18 protein-coding genes are annotated in these 20,565 nt (G+C 71.0%); 15 read left to right on the forward strand and 3 right to left on the reverse strand.

Features of this window, described 5'->3' with window-relative positions:
• Positions 1-72 precede the first annotated feature (72 nt).
• From trpB to lgt, 4 genes are all read left to right on the forward strand, one after another.
• Positions 73-1,326, forward strand: coding sequence for a tryptophan synthase subunit beta (gene trpB / locus ACSHXC_RS28775; protein WP_438294359.1), 1,254 nt, complete (start codon positions 73-75; stop codon positions 1,324-1,326).
• Entirely contained in the window at positions 1,323-2,138 is an 816-nt protein-coding gene (trpA, locus tag ACSHXC_RS28780) for a tryptophan synthase subunit alpha (protein ID WP_438294360.1), read from the forward strand. Before trpB ends, trpA begins: the two co-directional genes overlap by 4 nt.
• Before the next feature lie 84 nt (positions 2,139-2,222).
• A complete protein-coding gene (locus tag ACSHXC_RS28785) occupies positions 2,223-3,044 on the forward strand; it encodes a DsbA family protein (protein ID WP_438294361.1) in 822 nt (273 codons plus the stop codon).
• 79 nt (positions 3,045-3,123) lie between these two features.
• A complete protein-coding gene (lgt, locus tag ACSHXC_RS28790; RefSeq protein WP_438294362.1) occupies positions 3,124-4,068 on the forward strand; it encodes a prolipoprotein diacylglyceryl transferase in 945 nt (314 codons plus the stop codon).
• An 88-nt stretch (positions 4,069-4,156) separates the two neighbouring features.
• Here the strand turns inward: lgt and rbsK are convergent, their stop codons facing one another.
• Positions 4,157-5,044: a ribokinase gene (gene rbsK / locus ACSHXC_RS28795; RefSeq protein ID WP_438294363.1), complete on the reverse strand. Its 888-nt coding sequence runs from the start codon at positions 5,042-5,044 to the stop codon at positions 4,157-4,159.
• 233 nt (positions 5,045-5,277) lie between these two features.
• Between rbsK and ACSHXC_RS28800 the strand changes: the two genes are divergently transcribed.
• From ACSHXC_RS28800 to ACSHXC_RS28840, 9 genes are all read left to right on the forward strand, one after another.
• Complete coding sequence (locus ACSHXC_RS28800; protein ID WP_438294364.1) at positions 5,278-6,009, forward strand: VIT1/CCC1 transporter family protein; 732 nt, start codon at positions 5,278-5,280, stop codon at positions 6,007-6,009.
• A 433-nt stretch (positions 6,010-6,442) separates the two neighbouring features.
• Complete coding sequence (gltB, locus tag ACSHXC_RS28805; RefSeq protein WP_438294365.1) at positions 6,443-11,032, forward strand: glutamate synthase large subunit; 4,590 nt, start codon at positions 6,443-6,445, stop codon at positions 11,030-11,032.
• Positions 11,025-12,485 (forward strand): glutamate synthase subunit beta, encoded by a 1,461-nt coding sequence (locus tag ACSHXC_RS28810; RefSeq protein WP_438294366.1) that lies wholly within the window; start codon positions 11,025-11,027, stop codon positions 12,483-12,485. The genes gltB and ACSHXC_RS28810 overlap by 8 nt, the downstream gene beginning before the upstream one ends.
• A 196-nt stretch (positions 12,486-12,681) precedes the next feature.
• On the forward strand, positions 12,682-12,900 hold the full coding sequence (locus ACSHXC_RS28815; RefSeq protein ID WP_438294367.1) for a hypothetical protein: 219 nt from the start codon (positions 12,682-12,684) through the stop codon (positions 12,898-12,900).
• A gap of 8 nt (positions 12,901-12,908) precedes the next feature.
• Entirely contained in the window at positions 12,909-14,012 is a 1,104-nt protein-coding gene (locus tag ACSHXC_RS28820) for a hypothetical protein (RefSeq protein ID WP_438294368.1), read from the forward strand.
• A 261-nt stretch (positions 14,013-14,273) separates the two neighbouring features.
• Positions 14,274-14,993: a vWA domain-containing protein gene (locus tag ACSHXC_RS28825; protein ID WP_438294369.1), complete on the forward strand. Its 720-nt coding sequence runs from the start codon at positions 14,274-14,276 to the stop codon at positions 14,991-14,993.
• Positions 14,990-15,553 (forward strand): HutD/Ves family protein, encoded by a 564-nt coding sequence (locus ACSHXC_RS28830; RefSeq protein ID WP_438294370.1) that lies wholly within the window; start codon positions 14,990-14,992, stop codon positions 15,551-15,553. Before ACSHXC_RS28825 ends, ACSHXC_RS28830 begins: the two co-directional genes overlap by 4 nt.
• Before the next feature lie 14 nt (positions 15,554-15,567).
• Positions 15,568-16,092 carry a pyridoxamine 5'-phosphate oxidase family protein gene (locus ACSHXC_RS28835; RefSeq protein ID WP_438294371.1) on the forward strand — a complete coding sequence of 175 codons (525 nt, stop codon included), beginning with the start codon at positions 15,568-15,570 and terminating at the stop codon, positions 16,090-16,092.
• Between the two features lie 57 nt (positions 16,093-16,149).
• A complete protein-coding gene (locus ACSHXC_RS28840; RefSeq protein ID WP_438294372.1) occupies positions 16,150-16,869 on the forward strand; it encodes an SDR family oxidoreductase in 720 nt (239 codons plus the stop codon).
• Between the two features lie 50 nt (positions 16,870-16,919).
• Here the strand turns inward: ACSHXC_RS28840 and ACSHXC_RS28845 are convergent, their stop codons facing one another.
• Positions 16,920-17,900, reverse strand: a complete 981-nt coding sequence (locus ACSHXC_RS28845; RefSeq protein WP_438294373.1) for an acyl-CoA dehydrogenase family protein — start codon at positions 17,898-17,900, stop codon at positions 16,920-16,922.
• Positions 17,897-19,066: an acyl-CoA dehydrogenase family protein gene (locus ACSHXC_RS28850; protein ID WP_438294374.1), complete on the reverse strand. Its 1,170-nt coding sequence runs from the start codon at positions 19,064-19,066 to the stop codon at positions 17,897-17,899. The genes ACSHXC_RS28845 and ACSHXC_RS28850 overlap by 4 nt, the downstream gene beginning before the upstream one ends.
• A gap of 54 nt (positions 19,067-19,120) precedes the next feature.
• Here ACSHXC_RS28850 and ACSHXC_RS28855 point away from each other — a divergent pair, with 54 nt between their 5' ends.
• Entirely contained in the window at positions 19,121-19,909 is a 789-nt protein-coding gene (locus ACSHXC_RS28855) for an SDR family oxidoreductase (protein ID WP_438294375.1), read from the forward strand.
• Between the two features lie 21 nt (positions 19,910-19,930).
• Positions 19,931-20,545 carry a TetR/AcrR family transcriptional regulator gene (locus ACSHXC_RS28860; RefSeq protein WP_438294376.1) on the forward strand — a complete coding sequence of 205 codons (615 nt, stop codon included), beginning with the start codon at positions 19,931-19,933 and terminating at the stop codon, positions 20,543-20,545.
• The last annotated feature ends 20 nt before the right edge of the window (positions 20,546-20,565 follow it).

Below are 20,565 nucleotides of genomic sequence, written 5' to 3' on the forward strand. Positions count from 1 at the left end.
CGGCGTTTGGGCGCACTCATGCCATCAAGCCGACCCAGGACCGGGGCTGCAACGCCCCCGCGAGGTATCCGCATGTCCAACGAGAACGAGTTCTTCGTACCCGACCCCGAGGGTCAAGTCCCCAGCCCCCAGGGCTACTTCGGCGCCTTCGGAGGCAAATTCATCCCCGAGGCGCTGGTGGCCGCGGTGGACGAGGTGGCCGTCGAGTACGAGAAGGCCAAGCACGACCCGGCCTTCGCGGCCGAGCTCAACGACCTCATGGTCAACTACACCGGCCGGCCCAGCGCCCTGACCGAGGTGCCCCGGTTCGCCGAGCACGCCGGTGGCGCCCGGGTCTTCCTCAAGCGCGAGGACCTGAACCACACCGGATCGCACAAGATCAACAACGTGCTCGGCCAGGCGCTGCTCACCAAGCGCATGGGCAAGACCCGCGTCATCGCCGAGACGGGAGCGGGCCAGCACGGCGTCGCCACGGCCACCGCCTGCGCGCTGTTCGGCCTCGAATGCACCATCTACATGGGCGAGATCGACACCCAGCGCCAGGCGCTGAACGTCGCACGGATGCGGATGCTGGGCGCCGAGGTCGTCCCGGTCACCTCCGGCAGCCGCACCCTCAAGGACGCCATCAACGAGGCGTTCCGCGACTGGGTCGCCAACGTGGACCGCACGCACTACCTGTTCGGCACGGTCGCAGGCCCGCACCCCTTCCCCGCGATGGTGCGCGACTTCCACCGCGTGATCGGCGTCGAGGCCCGCCGCCAGATCCTGGAGCGCGCCGGACGCCTGCCCGACGCGGCCGTCGCCTGTGTGGGGGGCGGTTCGAACGCGATCGGCCTGTTCCACGCCTTCATCCCGGACGCCTCCGTACGCCTCATCGGCTGCGAGCCCGCGGGGCACGGCGTCGAGACCGGCGAGCACGCGGCGACCCTGACCGCGGGCGAGCCAGGCATCCTGCACGGTTCACGGTCGTACGTCCTCCAGGACGAGGAGGGCCAGATCACCGAGCCCTACTCGATCTCGGCGGGCCTGGACTACCCGGGCATCGGCCCGGAGCACTCCTACCTCAAGGACATCGGCCGCGGCGAGTACCGCGCGGTCACCGACGACGCGGCGATGCAGGCCCTGCGGCTGCTCTCGCGCACCGAGGGCATCATCCCGGCGATCGAGTCGGCGCACGCGCTCGCGGGCGCGCTCGACGTCGGCAAGGAGCTCGGCAAGGACGGGCTGATCGTGATCAACCTGTCCGGCCGCGGCGACAAGGACATGGACACGGCCGCGCGCTACTTCGGCCTGTACGACGGTGAAAACGAGGGGGACGCGAAGTGAGCGGGAACGTAGAGCTGCTGAACGACACCCTCGCCCGGGCGAAGGCCGAGAACCGGGCCGCGCTCATCGCCTACCTGCCGGCCGGCTTCCCGACCGTCGACGGCGGCATCGAGGCGGTCAAGGCCGTGTTCGACGGCGGCGCCGACGTCGTCGAGGTCGGCCTGCCGCACAGCGACCCGGTCCTGGACGGCCCGGTCATCCAGACCGCCGACGACATCGCTCTCAAGGGCGGTGTGAAGATCGCCGACGTGCTGCGCACCGTCCGCGAGGCCCACGCGGCCACCGGCAAGCCGGTCCTGGTCATGACGTACTGGAACCCCATCGACCGCTACGGCATCGAGCGCTTCACCGCCGAGCTCGCCGAGGCGGGCGGCGCGGGCTGCATCCTGCCCGACCTGCCGGTCGAGGAGTCCGGGGTGTGGCGCGAGCACGCCGAGAAGCACGGCCTCGGCACGGTGTTCGTGGTCGCCCCGAGCAGCAAGGACGACCGCCTCGCCACGATCACGGCGGCCGGTTCGGGCTTTGTGTACGCGGCCTCACTGATGGGCGTCACGGGCACCCGGGAGTCGGTCGGCGCCTCGGCCGAGGACCTGGTGCGCAGGACCCGGGCCACCACAGAACTCCCGGTCTGCGTGGGCCTCGGCGTCTCGAACGCGGTCCAGGCCAAGGAGGTCGCGGCCTTCGCCGACGGCGTGATCGTCGGCTCGGCCTTCGTCAAGCGCATGCTGGACGCGCCGGACCACGCCGCGGGCCTGGTGGCCGTACGGGAACTGGCGGCCGAGCTCGCCGAGGGCGTTCGCCGGGCGTCGTAGCGCGCTCATCACACGGATAACCCGTAAGGGTGGAAACGGGACCGGGGAGGCACGGGCGTGCCTCCCCGGTTCGTTGCTGCGGGTGTGAGTGACAACCGTGATGCGAAGCGGGCCGCGCGAGACCGGCTCATCCAACAACGCGAGCAGCAGAAGGCGGGCGAGCGCCGCCGACGGCAGGTGATCGTGGCCGGAGCAGTGGTGGGCGTGCTCGGCCTGGCCGCCGTGATCGGCGTGATCGCCGCGAACGCGGGCGGCAGCGACAACGCCAAGAGCGCGAGCACGAGCGGCCCGGTGGTGGCTCCCGCCGGAGCCGACGACAAGGACAAGCCGGCCATCCGGGTCGGCGCCGCCGACGCGCCGTCCACGCTCACGGTGTGGGAGGACTTCCGCTGCCCGGCCTGCGCCGCGTTCGAGAACGGCCTCAGGGCCACCGTTCACGAGCTGGTGAACAGCGGCCAGATCCGCGTCCAGTACCACCTGGTCACCCTCATCGACGACAAGACCCGCGGGGGCGGCTCGCTGCACGCGGCCAACGCGGCGGGCTGCGCGCAGGACGCGGGGAAGTTCTCCGCGTACCACGACGTCCTCTACACCAACCAGCCCGACGAGATGGACGACGCGTACGCGGACAACGCCAAGCTGCTCGATCTGGCCAAGAAGGTGCCGGGCCTGGACACCCCCGCCTTCCGCTCCTGCGTCCAGAACGGCACGCACAACAGCTGGGTCGTGAAGTCCAACCAGGCGTTCCAGGCGGGCAAGTTCAGCGGCACGCCGACCGTGCAGCTCAACGGCGAATCGATCTTCCCGGCGAAGGGCAACGAGCAGATCACCGCGGCCAACCTGAAGAAGTGGGTCACCCAGGCCAACAAGGGCAAGCCGGCCGGAAAGGCGAGCCCGGCCTCCTGAGCCCCGGGCCTCTCGTTACTCATAAGTTGCCGGGCGGGTTGCCGCTGCGCCCGCCCGGCACGGTAGCGTCGACCCTGCCATGGAACTTGCCTTCATCCCCAGCCCGTCGACCGGTGTGATCCACCTCGGACCGATCCCGCTGCGCGGCTACGCCTTCTGCATCATCATCGGTGTCTTCGTCGCCGTCTGGTACGGCAACAAGCGGTGGGTCGCCCGCGGCGGCCGCTCCGGCACCGTCGCCGACATCGCCGTCTGGGCGGTGCCCTTCGGACTCGTCGGCGGCCGGCTCTACCACGTCGTCACCGACTACCAGCTGTACTTCAGCGACGGTGAGGACTGGGTCAACGCCTTCAAGATCTGGGAGGGCGGCCTCGGCATCTGGGGCGCGGTCGCGCTCGGCGCGGTCGGCGCCTGGATCGGCTGCCGCCGCCGGGGCATCCCGCTCCCCGCCTGGGCCGACGCGCTGGCCCCCGGCCTCGCCTTCGCCCAGGCGATCGGCCGCTGGGGCAACTGGTTCAACCAGGAGCTGTACGGCCGCCCCACCGACGTGCCCTGGGCGCTGAAGATCACCGAGGGCCCGAACCGGATCGCGGGCACCTACCACCCGACGTTCCTGTACGAGTCCCTTTGGTGCGTCGGCGCCGGCTTCCTGATCATCTGGGCCGACCGCCGCTTCAAGCTGGGCCACGGCCGGGCGTTCGCGCTGTACGTCGCCACGTACTGCGTGGGCCGGTTCTGGATCGAGTACATGCGGGTCGACGAGGCCCACCACATCCTGGGCCTGCGCCTGAACGACTGGACGGCGGGCGGCGTCTTCCTGCTCGCGGTCGCCTACATCGTGATCTCGGCGAAGCTGCGGCCAGGCCGCGAGGAGATCGTCGAGCCGGGTGCGCAGGACGATGCCGATGCCTCTGCGGAAAAGGGTGACGAGTCCGTGTCTCTGGACAAGGGCGACCCCGCCGAGCCGACGGACGAGCCCAAGGCGGATTCGGTGGCATCGGAGCCGGAGCCCAAGAAGGCCTGAGGCACTTGCCCGTACATGGCTGAGCCCCCGCCGTTGCCGGTATCCCGGCACCAGCGGGGGCTCACGCGTGAAAGCCCCGTACGACCCCTTACGCGTCGATCTCCGCGCGGTACGGCATCGACGTGGCCGCCCCCGGCCGCTGCACCGAGAGCGCGGCCGCGGTGGACGCCCAGGTCAGCGCGTCCGTCATCGGGCGGCCTTCGGCCAGAGCCACCGCGAGGGCTCCCACGAAGGTGTCGCCCGCACCTGTCGTGTCCACGGCGGTGACCGGCGGGGCAAGCACCGCCACCGGCTCCGGCTGCGCCCGGGACGCGTACAGGCAGCCCCGCGCGCCCAGGGTGATCACGACCTCGGGCACGTGCGCGAGGAGCGCGCCCGCGGCCCGCTCGGGGTCGCCCGAGATGCCGGTCAGCGTCGCGGCCTCGTGCTCGTTGGGCACCAACAGGTCGGTGACGGCGAGGAGCTCGGGGGGCAGCGGCCGGGCGGGCGCGGGGGTCAGGATCGTACGGACCCCGTTGCGCCGGGCCGCTTCCGCGCCCGCCAGGACCGCGCTCATCGGCAGTTCCAGCTGGATCAGCAGGGACCGCGCCTCGGCGATCATCGCGCGGTCCGCGTGGCTGAGCGAGGTGACCGAGCCGTTGGCGCCCGGGATGACGACGATCGCGTTGGCGCCGTCTTTGTCGACCACGATGTGGGCGGTGCCGGAGGGGCCCTCGGTGGTGCGCAGCAGATCGATGTCGACACCCGAGTGTTCGAGCGTGGCACGCAGCCGGTCGCCGAACTCGTCCGTGCCGACCGCGCCGATCATCGCCACCTCCGCCCCGGCCCGGGCGGCGGCGACGGCCTGGTTGGCGCCCTTGCCGCCGGGGATGGTGCGGAACTCGTGGCCGGTGACGGTCTCGCCGCTGCGCGGCGCGGTGGTGACGTACGCGACGAGGTCCATGTTGGTGCTGCCGAGCACGGTGATCCGGGTCATGCCGGGATTGTCCACCCTGGGCGGCCGGTTCCGTCGGTGCGGGGTGCCCGGCGCGTTCGACGAAGGCCGTGTGCGACGTCTCCCGAGCCCCTCAGGAAGGCCTTGCTTACTGAGCCCAACCTCACTAAGTAAGGCCTTACTTGCTGGCGCGGCCCTTACATCGAGCGTAGTTTCGACGGTGTTGAGGGGGCGCGGGACGTGAAGTGCCCGCTGCTGAAAGCAAGGGGATAGCTGTGTCCATCATCGATACCGAAGCGACGCTGCACGAGGCGCACCGCGACAACCACACCCACCGCGATGTCAACGGTGGCTGGCTGCGCCCGGCCGTGTTCGGCGCGATGGACGGCCTGGTCTCCAACCTCGCCCTGATGACCGGCGTCGCCGGCGGTGAGGTCTCGCACCAGACCATCGTCATCACCGGCCTCGCCGGTCTCGCGGCCGGTGCCTTCTCGATGGCGGCCGGCGAATACACCTCGGTCGCCTCGCAGCGCGAGCTCGTCGAGGCCGAACTCGACATCGAGCGGCGGGAGTTGCGCAAGCACCCGGCCGACGAGGAGCGCGAGCTCGCCGAGCTCTACGTGTCGCGCGGCGTCGAGCCGAAGCTCGCCCGCGAGGTCGCCCGCCAGCTCTCGCAGGACCCCGAGCAGGCGCTGGAGATCCACGCCCGCGAGGAGCTCGGCATCGACCCGTCCGACCTGCCCTCGCCCACCGTGGCCGCGGTCTCCTCCTTCGCCTCCTTCGCGCTCGGCGCGCTGCTGCCCCTGCTGCCGTACCTGCTGGGCGCGACCGCGCTGTGGCCCGCGGTGCTGCTCGCGCTGATCGGCCTCTTCGGCTGCGGCGCGGTGGTCGCCAAGGTGACGGCCCGCTCGTGGTGGTTCAGCGGCCTGCGCCAGCTGGCCCTCGGCGGTGCCGCGGCCGCCCTGACCTTCGGCATCGGCTCCTTCTTCGGTACCGCCATCGGCTGACGAACACCGAGGTCATGACACGGGGCGGGGCCATTCGGCGCCGCCCCGTGTGACGTACGTCCTGCGCGCTTTCCCGCCGCGAGCCGTAGAATGGCGGAGTATGCATAGGGCCACATAAGTAATCGTTACTCGGCGGTTTCGGATCTTTTACCGCCGGGCATAGGCCGTACACACCCAACCAGCACGCCCGCGTGCGCCCTCGTGGGCAATGAAGCCCGCACCCCTGGGTGTCCGCATGCTGGAATGCACTATCCGGTTCCCGAGATACGTTCCATCATGTAACCTGCACGAAATTTCGCAGAGGGCCAACGTCGTCCCTCGGCTACGCCTCCCCAATGCTCTCTCCCCCCAAGCTCTCGAATCCGCTTCGGGCAGGGGGGACCCCAGATCGAGCAGGGAGCCCCCAATGCCACTAACGACGACGGGAGAGCCGATGCGTTCCGACGCCTGGTCGCCCATGGACGGTCGCCCCGCCCAGCAGGGGATGTACGACCCCCGTAACGAGCACGACGCCTGTGGCGTCGGGTTCGTGGCCACCCTCACCGGTGTTGCCAGCCATGAGCTGGTCGAGCAGGCCCTGACCGTACTGCGCAATCTGGAACACCGCGGTGCCACCGGCTCCGAGCCGGACTCCGGTGACGGCGCCGGCATCCTGCTCCAGGTTCCGGACGCGTTCCTGCGCGAGGTCACGGACTTCGAGCTGCCCGAGGCAGGCTCGTACGCCGTCGGTATCGCCTTCCTGCCCCTGGAGGAGACCGGCGAGGCCGTCTCACGGATCGAGACGATCGCCGGTGAAGAGGGGCTCACCGTTCTGGGCTGGCGCGAGGTCCCCGTCACCCCCGCACTGCTCGGCAACGGCGCCCGCGCCACCATGCCCGCCTTCCGCCAGCTCTTCGTCGCGGACCCCGCGGGTGCCCTGAACGGCATCGCGCTCGACCGCAAGGCCTTCGTGCTGCGCAAGCGCGCCGAGCGGGAGGCCGGTGTCTACTTCCCGTCGCTCTCCGCCCGGACCATCGTCTACAAGGGCATGCTGACCACCGGCCAGCTGGAGCCGTTCTTCCCGGACCTCTCCGACCGCCGCTGCGCCACCGCCGTCGCCCTCGTGCACTCGCGGTTCTCCACCAACACGTTCCCGTCCTGGCCGCTGGCCCACCCGTACCGCTTCGTCGCGCACAACGGCGAGATCAACACGGTCAAGGGCAACCGCAACTGGATGGTGGCCCGCGAGTCCCAGCTCGCCTCCGGCCTGTTCAACTCCGGCGCGGGCAAGCTCGACCGGATCTTCCCCGTCTGCACGCCGGACGCCTCCGACTCCGCGTCCTTCGACGAGGTGCTCGAACTCCTCCACCTCGGCGGCCGCTCGCTGCCGCACTCGGTCCTGATGATGGTCCCCGAGGCGTGGGAGAACCACGAGTCGATGGACCCGGCACGCCGTGCCTTCTACCAGTTCCACGCCACGATGATGGAGCCCTGGGACGGCCCGGCCTGCATCACCTTCACCGACGGCACCCAGGTCGGCGCGGTCCTCGACCGCAACGGCCTGCGCCCCGGCCGGTACTGGGTGACCGACGACGGCCTCGTGGTCCTGTCCTCCGAGGTCGGCGTGCTCGACATCGACCCGGCGAAGGTCGTCCGCAAGGGCCGTCTGCAGCCCGGCAAGATGTTCCTCGTCGACACCGCCGAGCACCGCATCATCGAGGACGACGAGATCAAGGCGTCCCTCGCCGCCGAGAACCCGTACCAGGAGTGGCTGGAAGCCGGCGAGATCGAGCTGGAGGACCTGCCCGAGCGTGAGCACATCGTGCACACCCACGCCTCGGTCACCCGCCGCCAGCAGACCTTCGGCTACACCGAGGAAGAGCTCCGCGTCATCCTCGCCCCGATGGCCCGCACCGCCGGCGAGCCGCTCGGCTCCATGGGTACGGACTCGCCGATCGCCGCGCTCTCCGAGCGCCCCCGGCTGCTGTTCGACTACTTCACCCAGCTGTTCGCGCAGGTCACCAACCCGCCGCTGGACGCCATCCGCGAAGAGCTCGTGACCAGCCTGCGCTCCACGCTGGGCCCGCAGGGCAACCTGCTCCAGCCCACCGCCGCCTCGTGCCGCAGCGTCACGCTGCCCTTCCCGGTCATCGACAACGATGAGCTGGCGAAGCTGATACACATCAACGCCGACGGCGACATGCCGGGCATGAAGGCCGCCACGCTCTCCGGCCTGTACCGGGTCTCCGGCGGCGGCGACGCCCTTGCCGCCCGCATCGAGGCCATCTGCAACGAGACCGACGCCGCGATCGAGGACGGCGCCCGTCTGATCGTCCTGTCCGACCGGCACTCCGACGCCGAGCACGCGCCGATCCCCTCGCTGCTGCTCACCGCCGCCGTCCACCACCACCTCATCCGCACGAAGCAGCGCACCCAGGTGGGTCTGCTCGTCGAGGCCGGTGACGTCCGCGAGGTGCACCACGTCGCGCTGCTCATCGGCTACGGTGCCGCGGCGGTCAACCCGTACCTCGCCATGGAGTCCGTCGAGGACCTGGTCCGGGCCGGCACCTTCATCGAGGGGCTGGAGCCCGAGCAGGCCATCCGCAACCTGATCTACGCGCTCGGCAAGGGCGTCCTGAAGGTCATGTCCAAGATGGGCATCTCGACGGTCGCCTCCTACCGCGGCGCCCAGGTCTTCGAGGCCGTCGGTCTCGAAGAGGCCTTCGTCCAGAAGTACTTCATCGGCACCGCGACGAAGATCGGCGGCGCGGGGCTCGACGTGGTCGCGCGCGAGGTCGCCGCCCGGCACGCCAAGGCCTACCCCGCCTCCGGCGTCCCCTCGGCGCACCGCGCCCTGGAGATCGGCGGCGAGTACCAGTGGCGCCGCGAGGGCGAGCCGCACCTGTTCGACCCGGAGACGGTCTTCCGCCTCCAGCACGCCACGCGCAACAAGCGGTACGACATCTTCAAGAAGTACACGGACCGCGTGAACGAGCAGTCCGAGCGCCTCATGACGCTGCGCGGCCTCTTCGCCCTCAAGACAAGTAAGAACAGCAAGTCGGACCGGGAAGCGATTTCCATCGACGAGGTCGAGCCGGTCTCCGAGATCGTCAAGCGCTTCTCGACCGGTGCCATGTCGTACGGCTCCATCTCGCGCGAGGCCCACGAGACGCTCGCCATCGCCATGAACCAGCTGGGCGGCAAGTCCAACACGGGTGAGGGCGGCGAGGACGCGGACCGCCTGTACGACCCGGCGCGCCGCTCCTCCATCAAGCAGGTCGCCTCCGGCCGCTTCGGTGTGACCAGCGAGTACCTGGTCAACGCGGACGACATCCAGATCAAGATGGCGCAGGGGGCCAAGCCCGGTGAGGGCGGCCAGCTGCCCGGCCACAAGGTCTACCCGTGGGTCGCCAAGACCCGGCACTCCACGCCGGGCGTCGGCCTCATCTCGCCGCCGCCGCACCACGACATCTACTCCATCGAGGACCTGGCTCAGCTGATCCACGACCTCAAGAACGCCAACCCGGCCGCGCGCATCCACGTGAAGCTCGTGTCCGAGGTCGGCGTCGGCACGGTCGCCGCGGGTGTCTCCAAGGCGCACGCGGACGTCGTCCTCATCTCCGGCCACGACGGCGGAACGGGTGCTTCCCCGCTCACCTCGCTGAAGCACGCGGGCGGCCCCTGGGAGCTCGGCCTCGCCGAGACGCAGCAGACGCTGCTGCTCAACGGCCTGCGCGACCGCATCGTCGTGCAGACCGACGGCCAGCTCAAGACCGGCCGCGACGTGATCATCGCCGCGCTGCTCGGCGCCGAGGAGTTCGGTTTCGCGACCGCACCGCTCGTCGTCTCCGGCTGCGTCATGATGCGCGTCTGCCACCTGGACACCTGCCCGGTCGGCATCGCCACCCAGAACCCGGTGCTGCGCGACCGCTTCTCGGGCAAGCCCGAGTTCGTGGTGAACTTCTTCGAGTTCATCGCCGAAGAGGTCCGCGAGATCCTGGCCGAGCTCGGCTTCCGCAGCATCGAGGAGGCCGTCGGCCACGCCGAACTCCTCGACACCGACCGGGCCGTGACCCACTGGAAGGCCCAGGGCCTCGACCTGGAGCCGCTGTTCTACGTGCCCGAGCTGCCCGAGGGCGCCGTGCGCCACGCGGTGATCGAGCAGGACCACGGCCTGGAGAAGGCGCTGGACAACGAGCTGATCAAGCTCGCCGCCGACGCCCTGGAGGCCGAGTCCGCCGAGTCCGCCCAGCCGGTCCGCGCGCAGATCGCGATCCGCAACATCAACCGGACCGTGGGCACCATGCTCGGCCACGAGGTGACGAAGAGGTTCGGCGGTGCGGGCCTGCCCGACGACACCATCGACATCACCTTCACCGGCTCGGCCGGACAGTCCTTCGGCGCCTTCGTGCCGCGCGGTGTGACGCTGCGCCTGGAGGGCGACGCCAACGACTACGTCGGCAAGGGCCTCTCCGGCGGCCGCGTCATCGTCCGCCCGGACCGCGGCGCCGAGCACCTCGCCGAGTACTCGACGATCGCGGGCAACACGATCGCGTACGGCGCGACCGGCGGCGAGCTGTTCCTGCGGGGCCGCACCGGCGAGCGCTTCTGCGTCCGCAACTCGGGTGCCACCGTCGTCTCGGAGGGCGTGGGCGACCACGGCTGCGAGTACATGACCGGCGGCCACGCGGTCGTCCTCGGCGAGACCGGGCGCAACTTCGCGGCCGGCATGTCTGGCGGCACCGCCTACGTCGTCGACCTGGACCGCGACAACGTCAACTCCGGGAACCTGAACGCCATCGAGACACCGAGCGACACCGACAAGCAGTGGCTGCACGACGTCGTGCGCCGCCACTTCGAGGAGACCGGCTCGACGGTCGCCGAGAAGCTGCTCGCCGACTGGTCCGTGAACGTGGACCGCTTCAGCAAGATCATCCCGACCACGTACAAGGCAGTGCTCGCCGCCAAGGACGCCGCTGAGCTCGCCGGTCTCTCCGAGCAGGAGACCACCGAGAAGATGATGGAGGCGGCGACCAATGGCTGACCCCAAGGGCTTCCTGACCACCGGGCGCGAGGTCGCCAAGACCCGCCCGGTGGGCGAGCGAGTCAAGGACTGGAACGAGGTCTACGTTCCCGGTTCGCTGCTGCCGATCATCAGCAAGCAGGCCGGGCGCTGCATGGACTGCGGCATCCCGTTCTGCCACAACGGCTGTCCGCTGGGGAACCTGATCCCCGAGTGGAACGACTACGCCTACCGCGAGGACTGGCAGGCCGCCTCCGAGCGCCTGCACGCCACGAACAACTTCCCGGAGTTCACCGGGCGGCTGTGCCCGGCGCCCTGCGAGTCGGCGTGCGTGCTCGGCATCAACCAGCCGGCCGTCACCATCAAGAACGTCGAAGTCTCCATCATCGACAAGGCGTGGGACACGGGCGACGTCAAGCCGCAGGCGCCCGAGCGCCTCTCCGGCAAGACCGTCGCGGTCATCGGCTCGGGCCCGGCGGGCCTGGCCGCCGCCCAGCAGCTGACCCGGGCCGGACACACGGTCGCCGTGTACGAGCGCGCCGACCGCATCGGCGGCCTGCTGCGCTACGGCATCCCCGAGTTCAAGATGGAGAAGGTGCACATCAACCGCCGCATCGAGCAGATGCGCGCGGAGGGCACCAAGTTCCGTACCGAGGTCGAGATCGGCCGCGACATCGACGCCGCGAAGCTGCGCAAGCGCTACGACGCGGTCGTCATCGCGGCCGGCGCCACGGTCTCGCGCGACCTGCCGGTCCCGGGCCGCGAGCTGAACGGCATCCACTTCGCGATGGAGTACCTGCCGCTCGCCAACAAGGTGCAGGAGGGCGACTTCGTGGCGCCCCCCATCACGGCCGAGGGCAAGCACGTGGTTGTGATCGGCGGCGGCGACACCGGCGCGGACTGCGTGGGCACCGCCCACCGCCAGGGCGCGGCCTCCGTCACCCAGCTGGAGATCATGCCCAAGCCGGGCGACGAGCGGAACCCGGGCCAGCCCTGGCCGACGTTCCCCATGCTCTACAAGGTGACCTCCGCGCACGAGGAGGGCGGCGAGCGCGTCTACTCGGTCTCGACCACCCACTTCGAGGGCGACGCGGACGGCAACGTCCAGTTCCTGCACCTCGTCGAGGTCGAGTTCGTCGACGGCAAGCTGACCCAGAAGCCGGGCACGGAGCGCAGGATCCCCGCCCAGCTGGTCACTCTCGCCATGGGCTTCACCGGCACCGACCAGGCCAATGGCCTGGTGGCGCAGTTCGGCCTGGAGCTCGACGAGCGCGGCAACGTCGCGCGCGACGCGGACTTCGCGACCAACGTCGACGGCGTGTTCGTCGCCGGTGACGCGGGCCGCGGCCAGTCCCTGATCGTCTGGGCGATCGCCGAGGGCCGCTCCGCGGCGCGCGGCGTCGACCGCTACCTGACCGGCGCGAGCGACCTGCCCGCCCCGATCCGCCCCACGGACCGCGCACTCACCGTCTGACGCCCCACGGTCCAGTACCCCTCATCGTCCCGTACAACGACGTGCGGAACTGACCGGCGCCCGCCCCACTGTCCCCGACCGGACGACTGGGCGGGCGCCGCGGCGTGTTCGGGCCACGGCCCGCGCCACGTATTGACTATTAGTCAGCTGCGCTCCACTCTCGGGACGAGCCGCCGTCCGCCACCGGGAGGATCCGTTGAGCAACGAAGCGCTGTCGCAGTTGATTACGGAGCTGGGGGCCGCGCCGCCGGATTCCCTGGCGGAGCTGACGACCGATCAACTCGCTTTCCTCGCAGGCGTGTTGCGCAAGGAACGCGAAAGCCGGGCGGCCGGTCTCGGCGAGGCCGCCGAAGAGGCCCTGCAACTGGTGCCCGCCCTCGCCCGCGGCCCCGTCCGCCGCATCCTCTTCAAGTGAGGCCGGCCATGGACAAGCTCCGCAACCGCGCGGAGACCGAGAAGATCGCGGCCCTGCTCGACGAGCGCCCCGAGCACCTGGCCTTCCTGGCCGCCCTACCCGCCGAGGACCTGCACAAGCTCCGCGAACAGGCGGTGGCCGCCCTGTTCGACGGCATGCCGGACATGCTCGACCGCATCGCCCGGGCCACCAAACTCGTCCCGGCCGGGGTAGCCGCCGCCATCTCGCAAAAGGCCCTCGGCCCGCGCCTGGCGGCCGCCGTCGCGGGCCGTCTCGAACCGGCCCGGGCCGCCGACATCATCGAGAAACTCCCGGTGGCGTTCACCGCCGCGTCCTGCGCCCACCTGGACCCGCGCCGCATCGCGGGCATCGTGGACCGCCTGGACGAGAACCTGCTCGTACGGATCTCGGTCGCCCTCGCCGAACGCGGCGACCACCTCACGATGGGCCGCTTCGTCGGCCACCTGCGCGACTCGGCGCTGACCCGGATCCTGCCGCAGGTGGACGACGCGGTGGTGCTGCGCACGGGTTTCGCGGTGGACCAGCCCCAACGGCTGGGCAGGATCATCGAGTTGATGGGCGAGGAGCGCCTGGCCCAAGTCATCGCCTCGGCGGCCGACGGCCTGTGGCCCGAGGCCCTGGCGGTAGCGGGCATGGTGACGGGGGACCAGCGCGCCCGCATCGCGACACTGGCCGCGCGCCAGCCCCAGGACCGCCTGGACACGCTGGTACGCACGGTGGCCGCCCAGAACCTGTGGGAGTCACTGCTCCCCCTGGTGGCCCTGCTGCCCGAGGATGACCGCCGGTCGGTGGCAGTACTCCCCTCCCTGACGGACCCGTCGATCCTGGCCGGAGTGGTCCCGGCAGTAGTGGCAACGGCCCTGTGGGCGGAGTTCCTCCCCTTGGTGGAGCTGCTGCCCGACGCATCCCGCAAGGTGGTGGCAGACGCGGCGGGAGCCCTGACGGACGAGGACCTGGACGCCCTGACGAGAGAGGTGGACAAACAAAACCTGTGGGAACTGGTGCTTCCGCTGGTGGAGCTGATGGAGGACGAAGCAAAGGAGCGGATCTTCGCGCTGCCCGCCTTCCAGGATCAGGGAGAAACCTCGTAGGTCCGGACGCAGGAAGGGCCTCCAGCCTCCGGCGCCGGAGGTGCAACCCCCTAGGGGCGCGGGGAACTGCGCGACCAGCCCGAGCGGACCTGCACCCGAACAACCACACCCCCAAGCGGAGCTTGACGACCCCGGCGCCGGGCGCCACAGCGCGCCCCCGCCCGGCGGGGCCGACTCGCACCCCCAACAACCGCCCCCAAAGCTGGCGTACCCTCATCACTCCGGCCCCCGCGCCCCGGCGAGTGAACGGAGACGCGCCGCATGCCCGCACTGTCCCTCCGCAACGTGGAGGAGGCCGCGCCCGCGCTCGTCTCCCTCTACAAGAGCGCCGCCGTGTCCCTGGAGAAGCACGGGCTCGACGACGAGACCGCCGCCGTCTACCTCGTCGTCGACTACTCCGGCTCGATGCGCCCGTACTTCAGGAACGGCAGCGTGCAGGCGCTGGCCGACCGGGTATTGGGCCTCTCCGCGCACCTCGACGACGACGGCCGGGTGCCGGTGGTGTTCTTCTCCACCGGCATCGACGCCGAGACCGAGATCGCCCTGGAGAACCACCACGGGCGCATCGAGCGCATCGTGGCCAACCTCGGCCACATGGGCCGGACCGACTACCACGTGGCGATGGACGCGGTCATCGACCACTACCTGGAGAGCGGCGCGGACGCCCCCGCGCTCGTCGTCTTCCAGACGGACGGCGGCCCCAGCAGCCGCCTCGCGGCCGAGCGGTACGTCTGCAAAGCGGCCACCCTGCCGATGTTCTGGCAGTTCATCGGCTTCGGCAACCCCCGCGGCCACCAGTTCGACTTCCTGCGCAGACTCGACGAACTGGCCGTCCCCCAATACCGCTGCGTCGACAACGCCGGGTTCTTCGCCGCCGGGACCGACCCGCGCGGGGTGAGTGATGCCCAGCTCTACGACCGGCTGCTCGGCGAGTTCCCGCAGTGGCTGCGCGCCGCCCGGGCGGAAGGAATCGTACGGTGAACGTGTTGCGGGCCGCCGCCAGGAAGGCCGTGCCGTGGAAGAACGGCGGTGGGGTGACCCGGGGCATCGCCGCTCACCCCGAAGGCGCGGGGACCGCGGACTTCGAGTGGCGGGTCAGCCTCGCAGAGGTCGGCGCGGACGGCCCGTTCTCCGGGTTTCCCGGTGTGGACCGGATCCTCACCGTCGTCGAGGGCGCCGGAATGGACCTCACCGTGGACGGTCAACGCCGCCTGGTGGACGAGCGGTTCGTGCCGCAGCACTTCCCCGGCGACGCCCCCACCGACTGCCGCCTCCTGGCCGGCCCCGTCGTCAACTTCAACGTGATGTTCCGCAGGGGCCGCCCCGCCCCGGCGGTCGCCGTGGTGCGGGGCGGACTCGGCGTCGCCGGGCCCGCCCTGATCGTCGCGCTCGACGCACCCGCCCAGGTCGACGGCGTACGCCTCGGTCCGTACGACGCGGTGCTCACCGACGAGGGCGGCGCGGTGGTGCGGGCCGAGGGGCATGCGGCCGTCGTCACCCTCCCGGCGCGGCAATCCGGACAGGAGATGTCGGGTATCTGAGGTTTCCTGGAGGCATGGCAACCAAGGAGACAGGGAACGCGGCGGTCGGCTGGAGCGAGTTCCGGCAGGCCGAGGCGCAGTTCGCCGGGCTCGTCGAGGCCCGGTTCGACAAGTACAAGCACCATGTCCTGGCCACCCTGCGCAAGGACGGCTCGCCCCGGGTGACCGGCCTGGAGGTGGACTTCCGGGACGGCGAGCTGTGGCTCGGCATGATGCCGAACTCGATGAAGGCCCTCGACCTGCGCCGCGACCCGCGCTTCGCGGTGCAGGCCAACCCGGGCCCGGACGCCGAGATGGCCGACGGCGACGTACGGATCAGCGGCCGGGCCGTGGAGGTCACCGACCCCGCGGTCAAGGCGGCCTACGCCGCGCAGGTCGAGCCGCCCGAGCCGTTCCACCTCTTCCGCGGCGAGCTGACCGAGGTCGTCCACACGGGCTTGGACAACGACGAACTGGTCGTACGCGCCTGGCGACCCGGCACCGCCCTGCGCACGCTGCGGCGCGGCAACAGTGAGGAGAGCCTCCGCGAAGACGCCTGAGGCGCCGGGCTACAGTCGCCCTGGGTATGCGACGGGTTCGAGAATCCAGGGGAGTTCATGAGCAGCGAGCACAACAACGGCGCGGTCACCCTTGTCACCGGCGGGTCGAGCGGGATCGGCGCCGCGACCGTCCGGCGGCTCCTGGACGGCGGCCACCGGGTCGCCGTCACCGGCCGCGACCAGGCGAAGCTGGATGCCTTCGCTGCTGAACTCGGCGCGGGGGAGCGGATGTTGGCGGTCGCCGCCGACACCACCGACCTCACGTCGATCGGCGCGGCCGTCGAGGCGACCGTCAAGAACTTCGGGCGGCTCGACCACGTCGTGGCCAACGCCGGGTTCTCCACGCACGACAACCTCGCCAACGGCGACCCCGAGCACTGGCGCGAGATGCTCATGGTCAATGTGCTCGGCCCGGCCGTCCTGGTGAAGGCCGCGCTGCCCGCGCTCACCGAGAGCGGCGGCCGCATCGTGATGGTGGGCAGCACGGCGGGCATCAAGAACACCCCGGGCAACATGTACTCGGTCAGCAAGAGCGCGCTGACCTCGCTCGCCGAGAACACCCGGGTCCTGGTCACCGGCTCCGGCGTCGGCGTGACCCTGGTCGCGCCGGGCCGCGTGGACAGCCCGTTCTGGTCGAGCCACCCGACGGGCGTGGTCCCCGACGGCCCGGCGATGACCCCGGAGAACGTGGCCGAAGCGATCGTGTGGGCGCTGGCCCAGCCGGCCGGGGTCGAGGTGAACCAGGTAGTGGTCCGCCCCACGGGCCAGGTCCACTGAGCTGCGGGGTGCAGGGGGCCGAGCCCCCGGCACCCGGGCAAACACTCCGCTCAGCCGCCCAGCACTGCCGCGCGACACTCCGGCGGCGTCCCCCACGCGTCCCTCAGCGGACGCGCCTTCCTCAGCCACAGCGACAGGTCGAGCTCCTGGGTGTAGCCCACCGCACCGTGCAGCTGCAGCGCGGTGCGGGCGGCGGCGTACGCGGCCTCGCCCGCCGTCACCTTCGCCGCGGCCACATCGCCGGGCGCGAGCGAAAGCGCCGCCCCGTACAGCAGCGGCCGCGCGAACTCCACCGCGACCAGCGTGTCCGCGAGCCGGTGCTTGACCGCCTGGAAGGACCCGATGGGCGCCCCGAACTGGGTGCGCTGCTTGACGTACGTCACGGTCCGGGCAAGCAGCGCCTCGGCGATCCCCAGGCACTGGCCCGCCGCGGCGAGCCGCGCCCAGAGCGTGGCATACGCGACAGCCTCCTCCAACTGGGGCCAGGTGGCGAGGAGTTCACCGCCGGGCAGCGGGCGGGAAAGGCGCCGGGCCGGGTCGGCCGAGGGCTGGACGGGGCCATGGCCCGGCGCGAGCCGCACCTCCTGGCCGGTCACCGCGAGCACCACGTCAGCCGCGTCCGCGTCGAGCGCGTACGGGCTCGCGCCAGGGAACAGCACGCTCGCCGCGCACGCGCCCGACACGATCCCGGGCAGCAGCCGCTTGGCCGGGCCCTCCTCGCCGAGCTCCGCGAGCCGGGCGAGCAGGGCGGACGCTGCGACCGTCTCCACCAGCGGGCCCGGCATCGCATGCCGCCCCAACTCCACGCAGGCCACGGCCAGTTCGACCGGCAGCGGCCCGACACCCTCGTACGCCTCGGGTGCGGCGAGTGCGAACACCCCGGCCTCGGCGACCCGGGACCACAGGGCGCGGCCGGGCCCGGAGTCCCCCGCGCCCCAGGCCCGTACCGCCGAGGGCGTGTCGGCGGCGGTCAGCATCGCGTCCAGGGAGTGGGCGAAGTCGAGCTGTTCCGGGGTGAGCAGGAACCTCATCGGCGGCCCTTCGGCAGGCCGAGCAGGCGCTCGGCGATGATGTCGCGCTGGATCTCGTTCGTCCCCGCGTAGATCGGACCGGCCAGCGAGAAGACGTGGTTCTCGGCCCAACTGCCGTACGCGGGCGCCTCGTTGGCCTCATCGGACAGTTCGCCGTGCGGGCCGAGCAGGTCGAGCGCGGTCTCGTGCAGGGCGATGTCGTACTCCGACCAGAACACCTTGTTCAGGCTCGACTCGGCGCCGATGGTCTCGCCCGCGGCTAAGCGGGAGGCGCCCGCGCAGGTGAAGAGCTGATAGGCGCGCGCCCCGATCACCGCGTCCGCGACCCGGTCGCGCAGTGCGGTGTCCGCCGGGTCTCCCGCCGTGCGCCACAGCTCCACGAGCCGCGCGGCCGACGCGAGGAAGCGGCCGGGAGAGCGCAGCATCAGGCCGCGCTCGTTGCCGGTCGTCGACATGGCGATCCGCCAGCCCGCGCCCACCTCGCCGATGACGTCCTCGTCCGGCACGAAGACGCCGTCGAGGAACAGCTCGGCGAAGGCCGGCTTGCCGTCGAGGCGGCCGATCGGCCGGACCGTCACACCGGGCGCCCGCAGGTCGAACATCAGATAGGTCAGGCCCTGGTGGGGCCTGGCCGCGTCCGGATCCGTACGGAAGATGCCGAAGGCGCGGTCGGCGAACGCGGCCCGCGACGACCAGGTCTTCTGCCCCGAGAGCAGCCAACCGCCTTGTGTGCGCACCGCTCTGGACCTCAGGGACGCGAGGTCCGAGCCGGCCTCCGGCTCGGACCAGGCCTGCGCCCAGATCGTCGCGCCGCTCGCCATGTCCGGCAGGATCCGCGCCCGCTGCTCGGGCGTCGCGTGGTCGAACAGGGTGGGCGCGAGCAGGTTGATGCCGTTCTGCGAGACGCGGCCGGGGCCGCCCGCCGCGAAGTACTCCTCCTCGAAGACCAGCCACTTGAAGATGTCGACGCCCCGGCCCCCGTACTCCTCGGGCCACGACACCACCGACCAGCGGTCCGCGGACAGCCGCGCCTCCCACTCCCGGTGCGCGGCGAAACCGTCCTCGGTCTCCAGGGAGGGGAGCGGAGCGGCGGGGACGTGCGCTGCGAGCCAGTCGCGCGCCTCGGCCCGGAAGGCCTCCTGGTCGGGCGTGGGGTCCAGGTCCATGGGTACGGCACACCATCCTTCCCTAACAAGTGTTTGGTAGGTTAACGTGGCGCCGTGACGGACAACAAGGCTCAGTACGTGCCGGGCCACGGCCTCCTCGACGGCCGCACCGCCGTCGTCACGGCGGCGGCCGGTGCCGGGATCGGCGGCGCCACCGCCCGCAGACTCCTCGAAGAGGGCGCCCGCATCGTCATCGGCGACGCCCACGCCCGCCGCCTGGGGGAGACCGAGCAGGTACTCGCCGCCGAGTTCGGCGCCGACAACGTCGCCTCCATCCCCTGCGACGTGACCGACGAACAACAGGTCGCCGCCCTCTTCGCACTCGCCGCCCGCGAACACGGCGGACTCGACATCGTCGTCAACAACGCGGGCCTGGGCGGCACTTGCTCCCTCGTCGACATGGGCGACGAAGCGTGGTCCAAGGTCCTCGACGTCACCCTGAACGGCACCTTCCGCTGTACGAGGGCGGCCCTGCGCGCCTTCAAGGAGTCCGGCCGGGGCGGCGTGATCGTCAACAACGCGTCCGTCGTCGGCTGGCGCGCCCAGGCCGGGCAGGCCCACTACGCCGCGGCCAAGGCCGGCGTCATGGCGCTCACCCGGTGCGCGGCGATCGAGGCCGCCGAGTTCGGCGTGCGGGTCAACGCCGTCGCGCCCAGCCTCGCCATGCACCCGCACCTGGTGAAGGTCACCTCCGCCGAACTCCTCGAAGAGCTCACCGCCCGCGAGGCGTTCGGACGCTACGCGGAGCCCTGGGAGGTCGCCAACGTCATCGTGTTCCTGGCCAGCGGCTACTCCTCGTACCTGACCGGCGAGGTCGTCTCCGTCAGCAGCCAGCACGCCTAGCGGGAGCAGCACAATGGTCGGGTGCCAACGAACAAGAAGAAGACGCAGGTGACCGCCTCGCCCGAGCGGCGGCGCGAACTCCTCGCCACGGCGGCCGAGGTGTTCGCCGCTCACGGGTACAACGCCACCACCGTCCGGAGGATCGCCGACGAGGCGGGCCTGCTCGCGGGCAGCCTCTACTACCACTTCGACTCCAAGGAGTCGATGCTCGACGAGATCCTCTCGACCTTCCTGGACGAACTCTGGGAGGGGTACGACGCCGTGCTCGCCGCCGGGCTCGGCCCGAGGGAGACCATCGAGGCCCTGGTCACGGAGTCCTTCCGGGAGATCGACCGGCACCGCGCCGCCGTCGCGATCTACCAGAAGGAGTCCAAGCACCTGGCCGCGCTGCCCCGCTTCCACTATCTGACCGACTCGCAGCAGAAGTTCGAGAAGGCGTGGCTCGGAACCCTTGAGCGCGGCGTCGCCTCGCACGCCTTCCGCGCCGACCTGGACATCCGCCTCACCTACCGCTTCGTGCGCGACACGGTGTGGGTGGCCGCGTCCTGGTACCGCCCCGGCGGCCGGCACAGCCCGGAGGAGATCGCCCGCCAGTACCTCTCGATGGTCCTGGACGGAATCGCCGTACGTACGTAACTCGCTTATGTGATTGAGGA

The sequence above is a fragment of the Streptomyces sp. HUAS TT7 genome (assembly GCF_051550175.1).
In the GTDB taxonomy this organism is placed as follows: Bacteria; Actinomycetota; Actinomycetes; order Streptomycetales; family Streptomycetaceae; genus Streptomyces.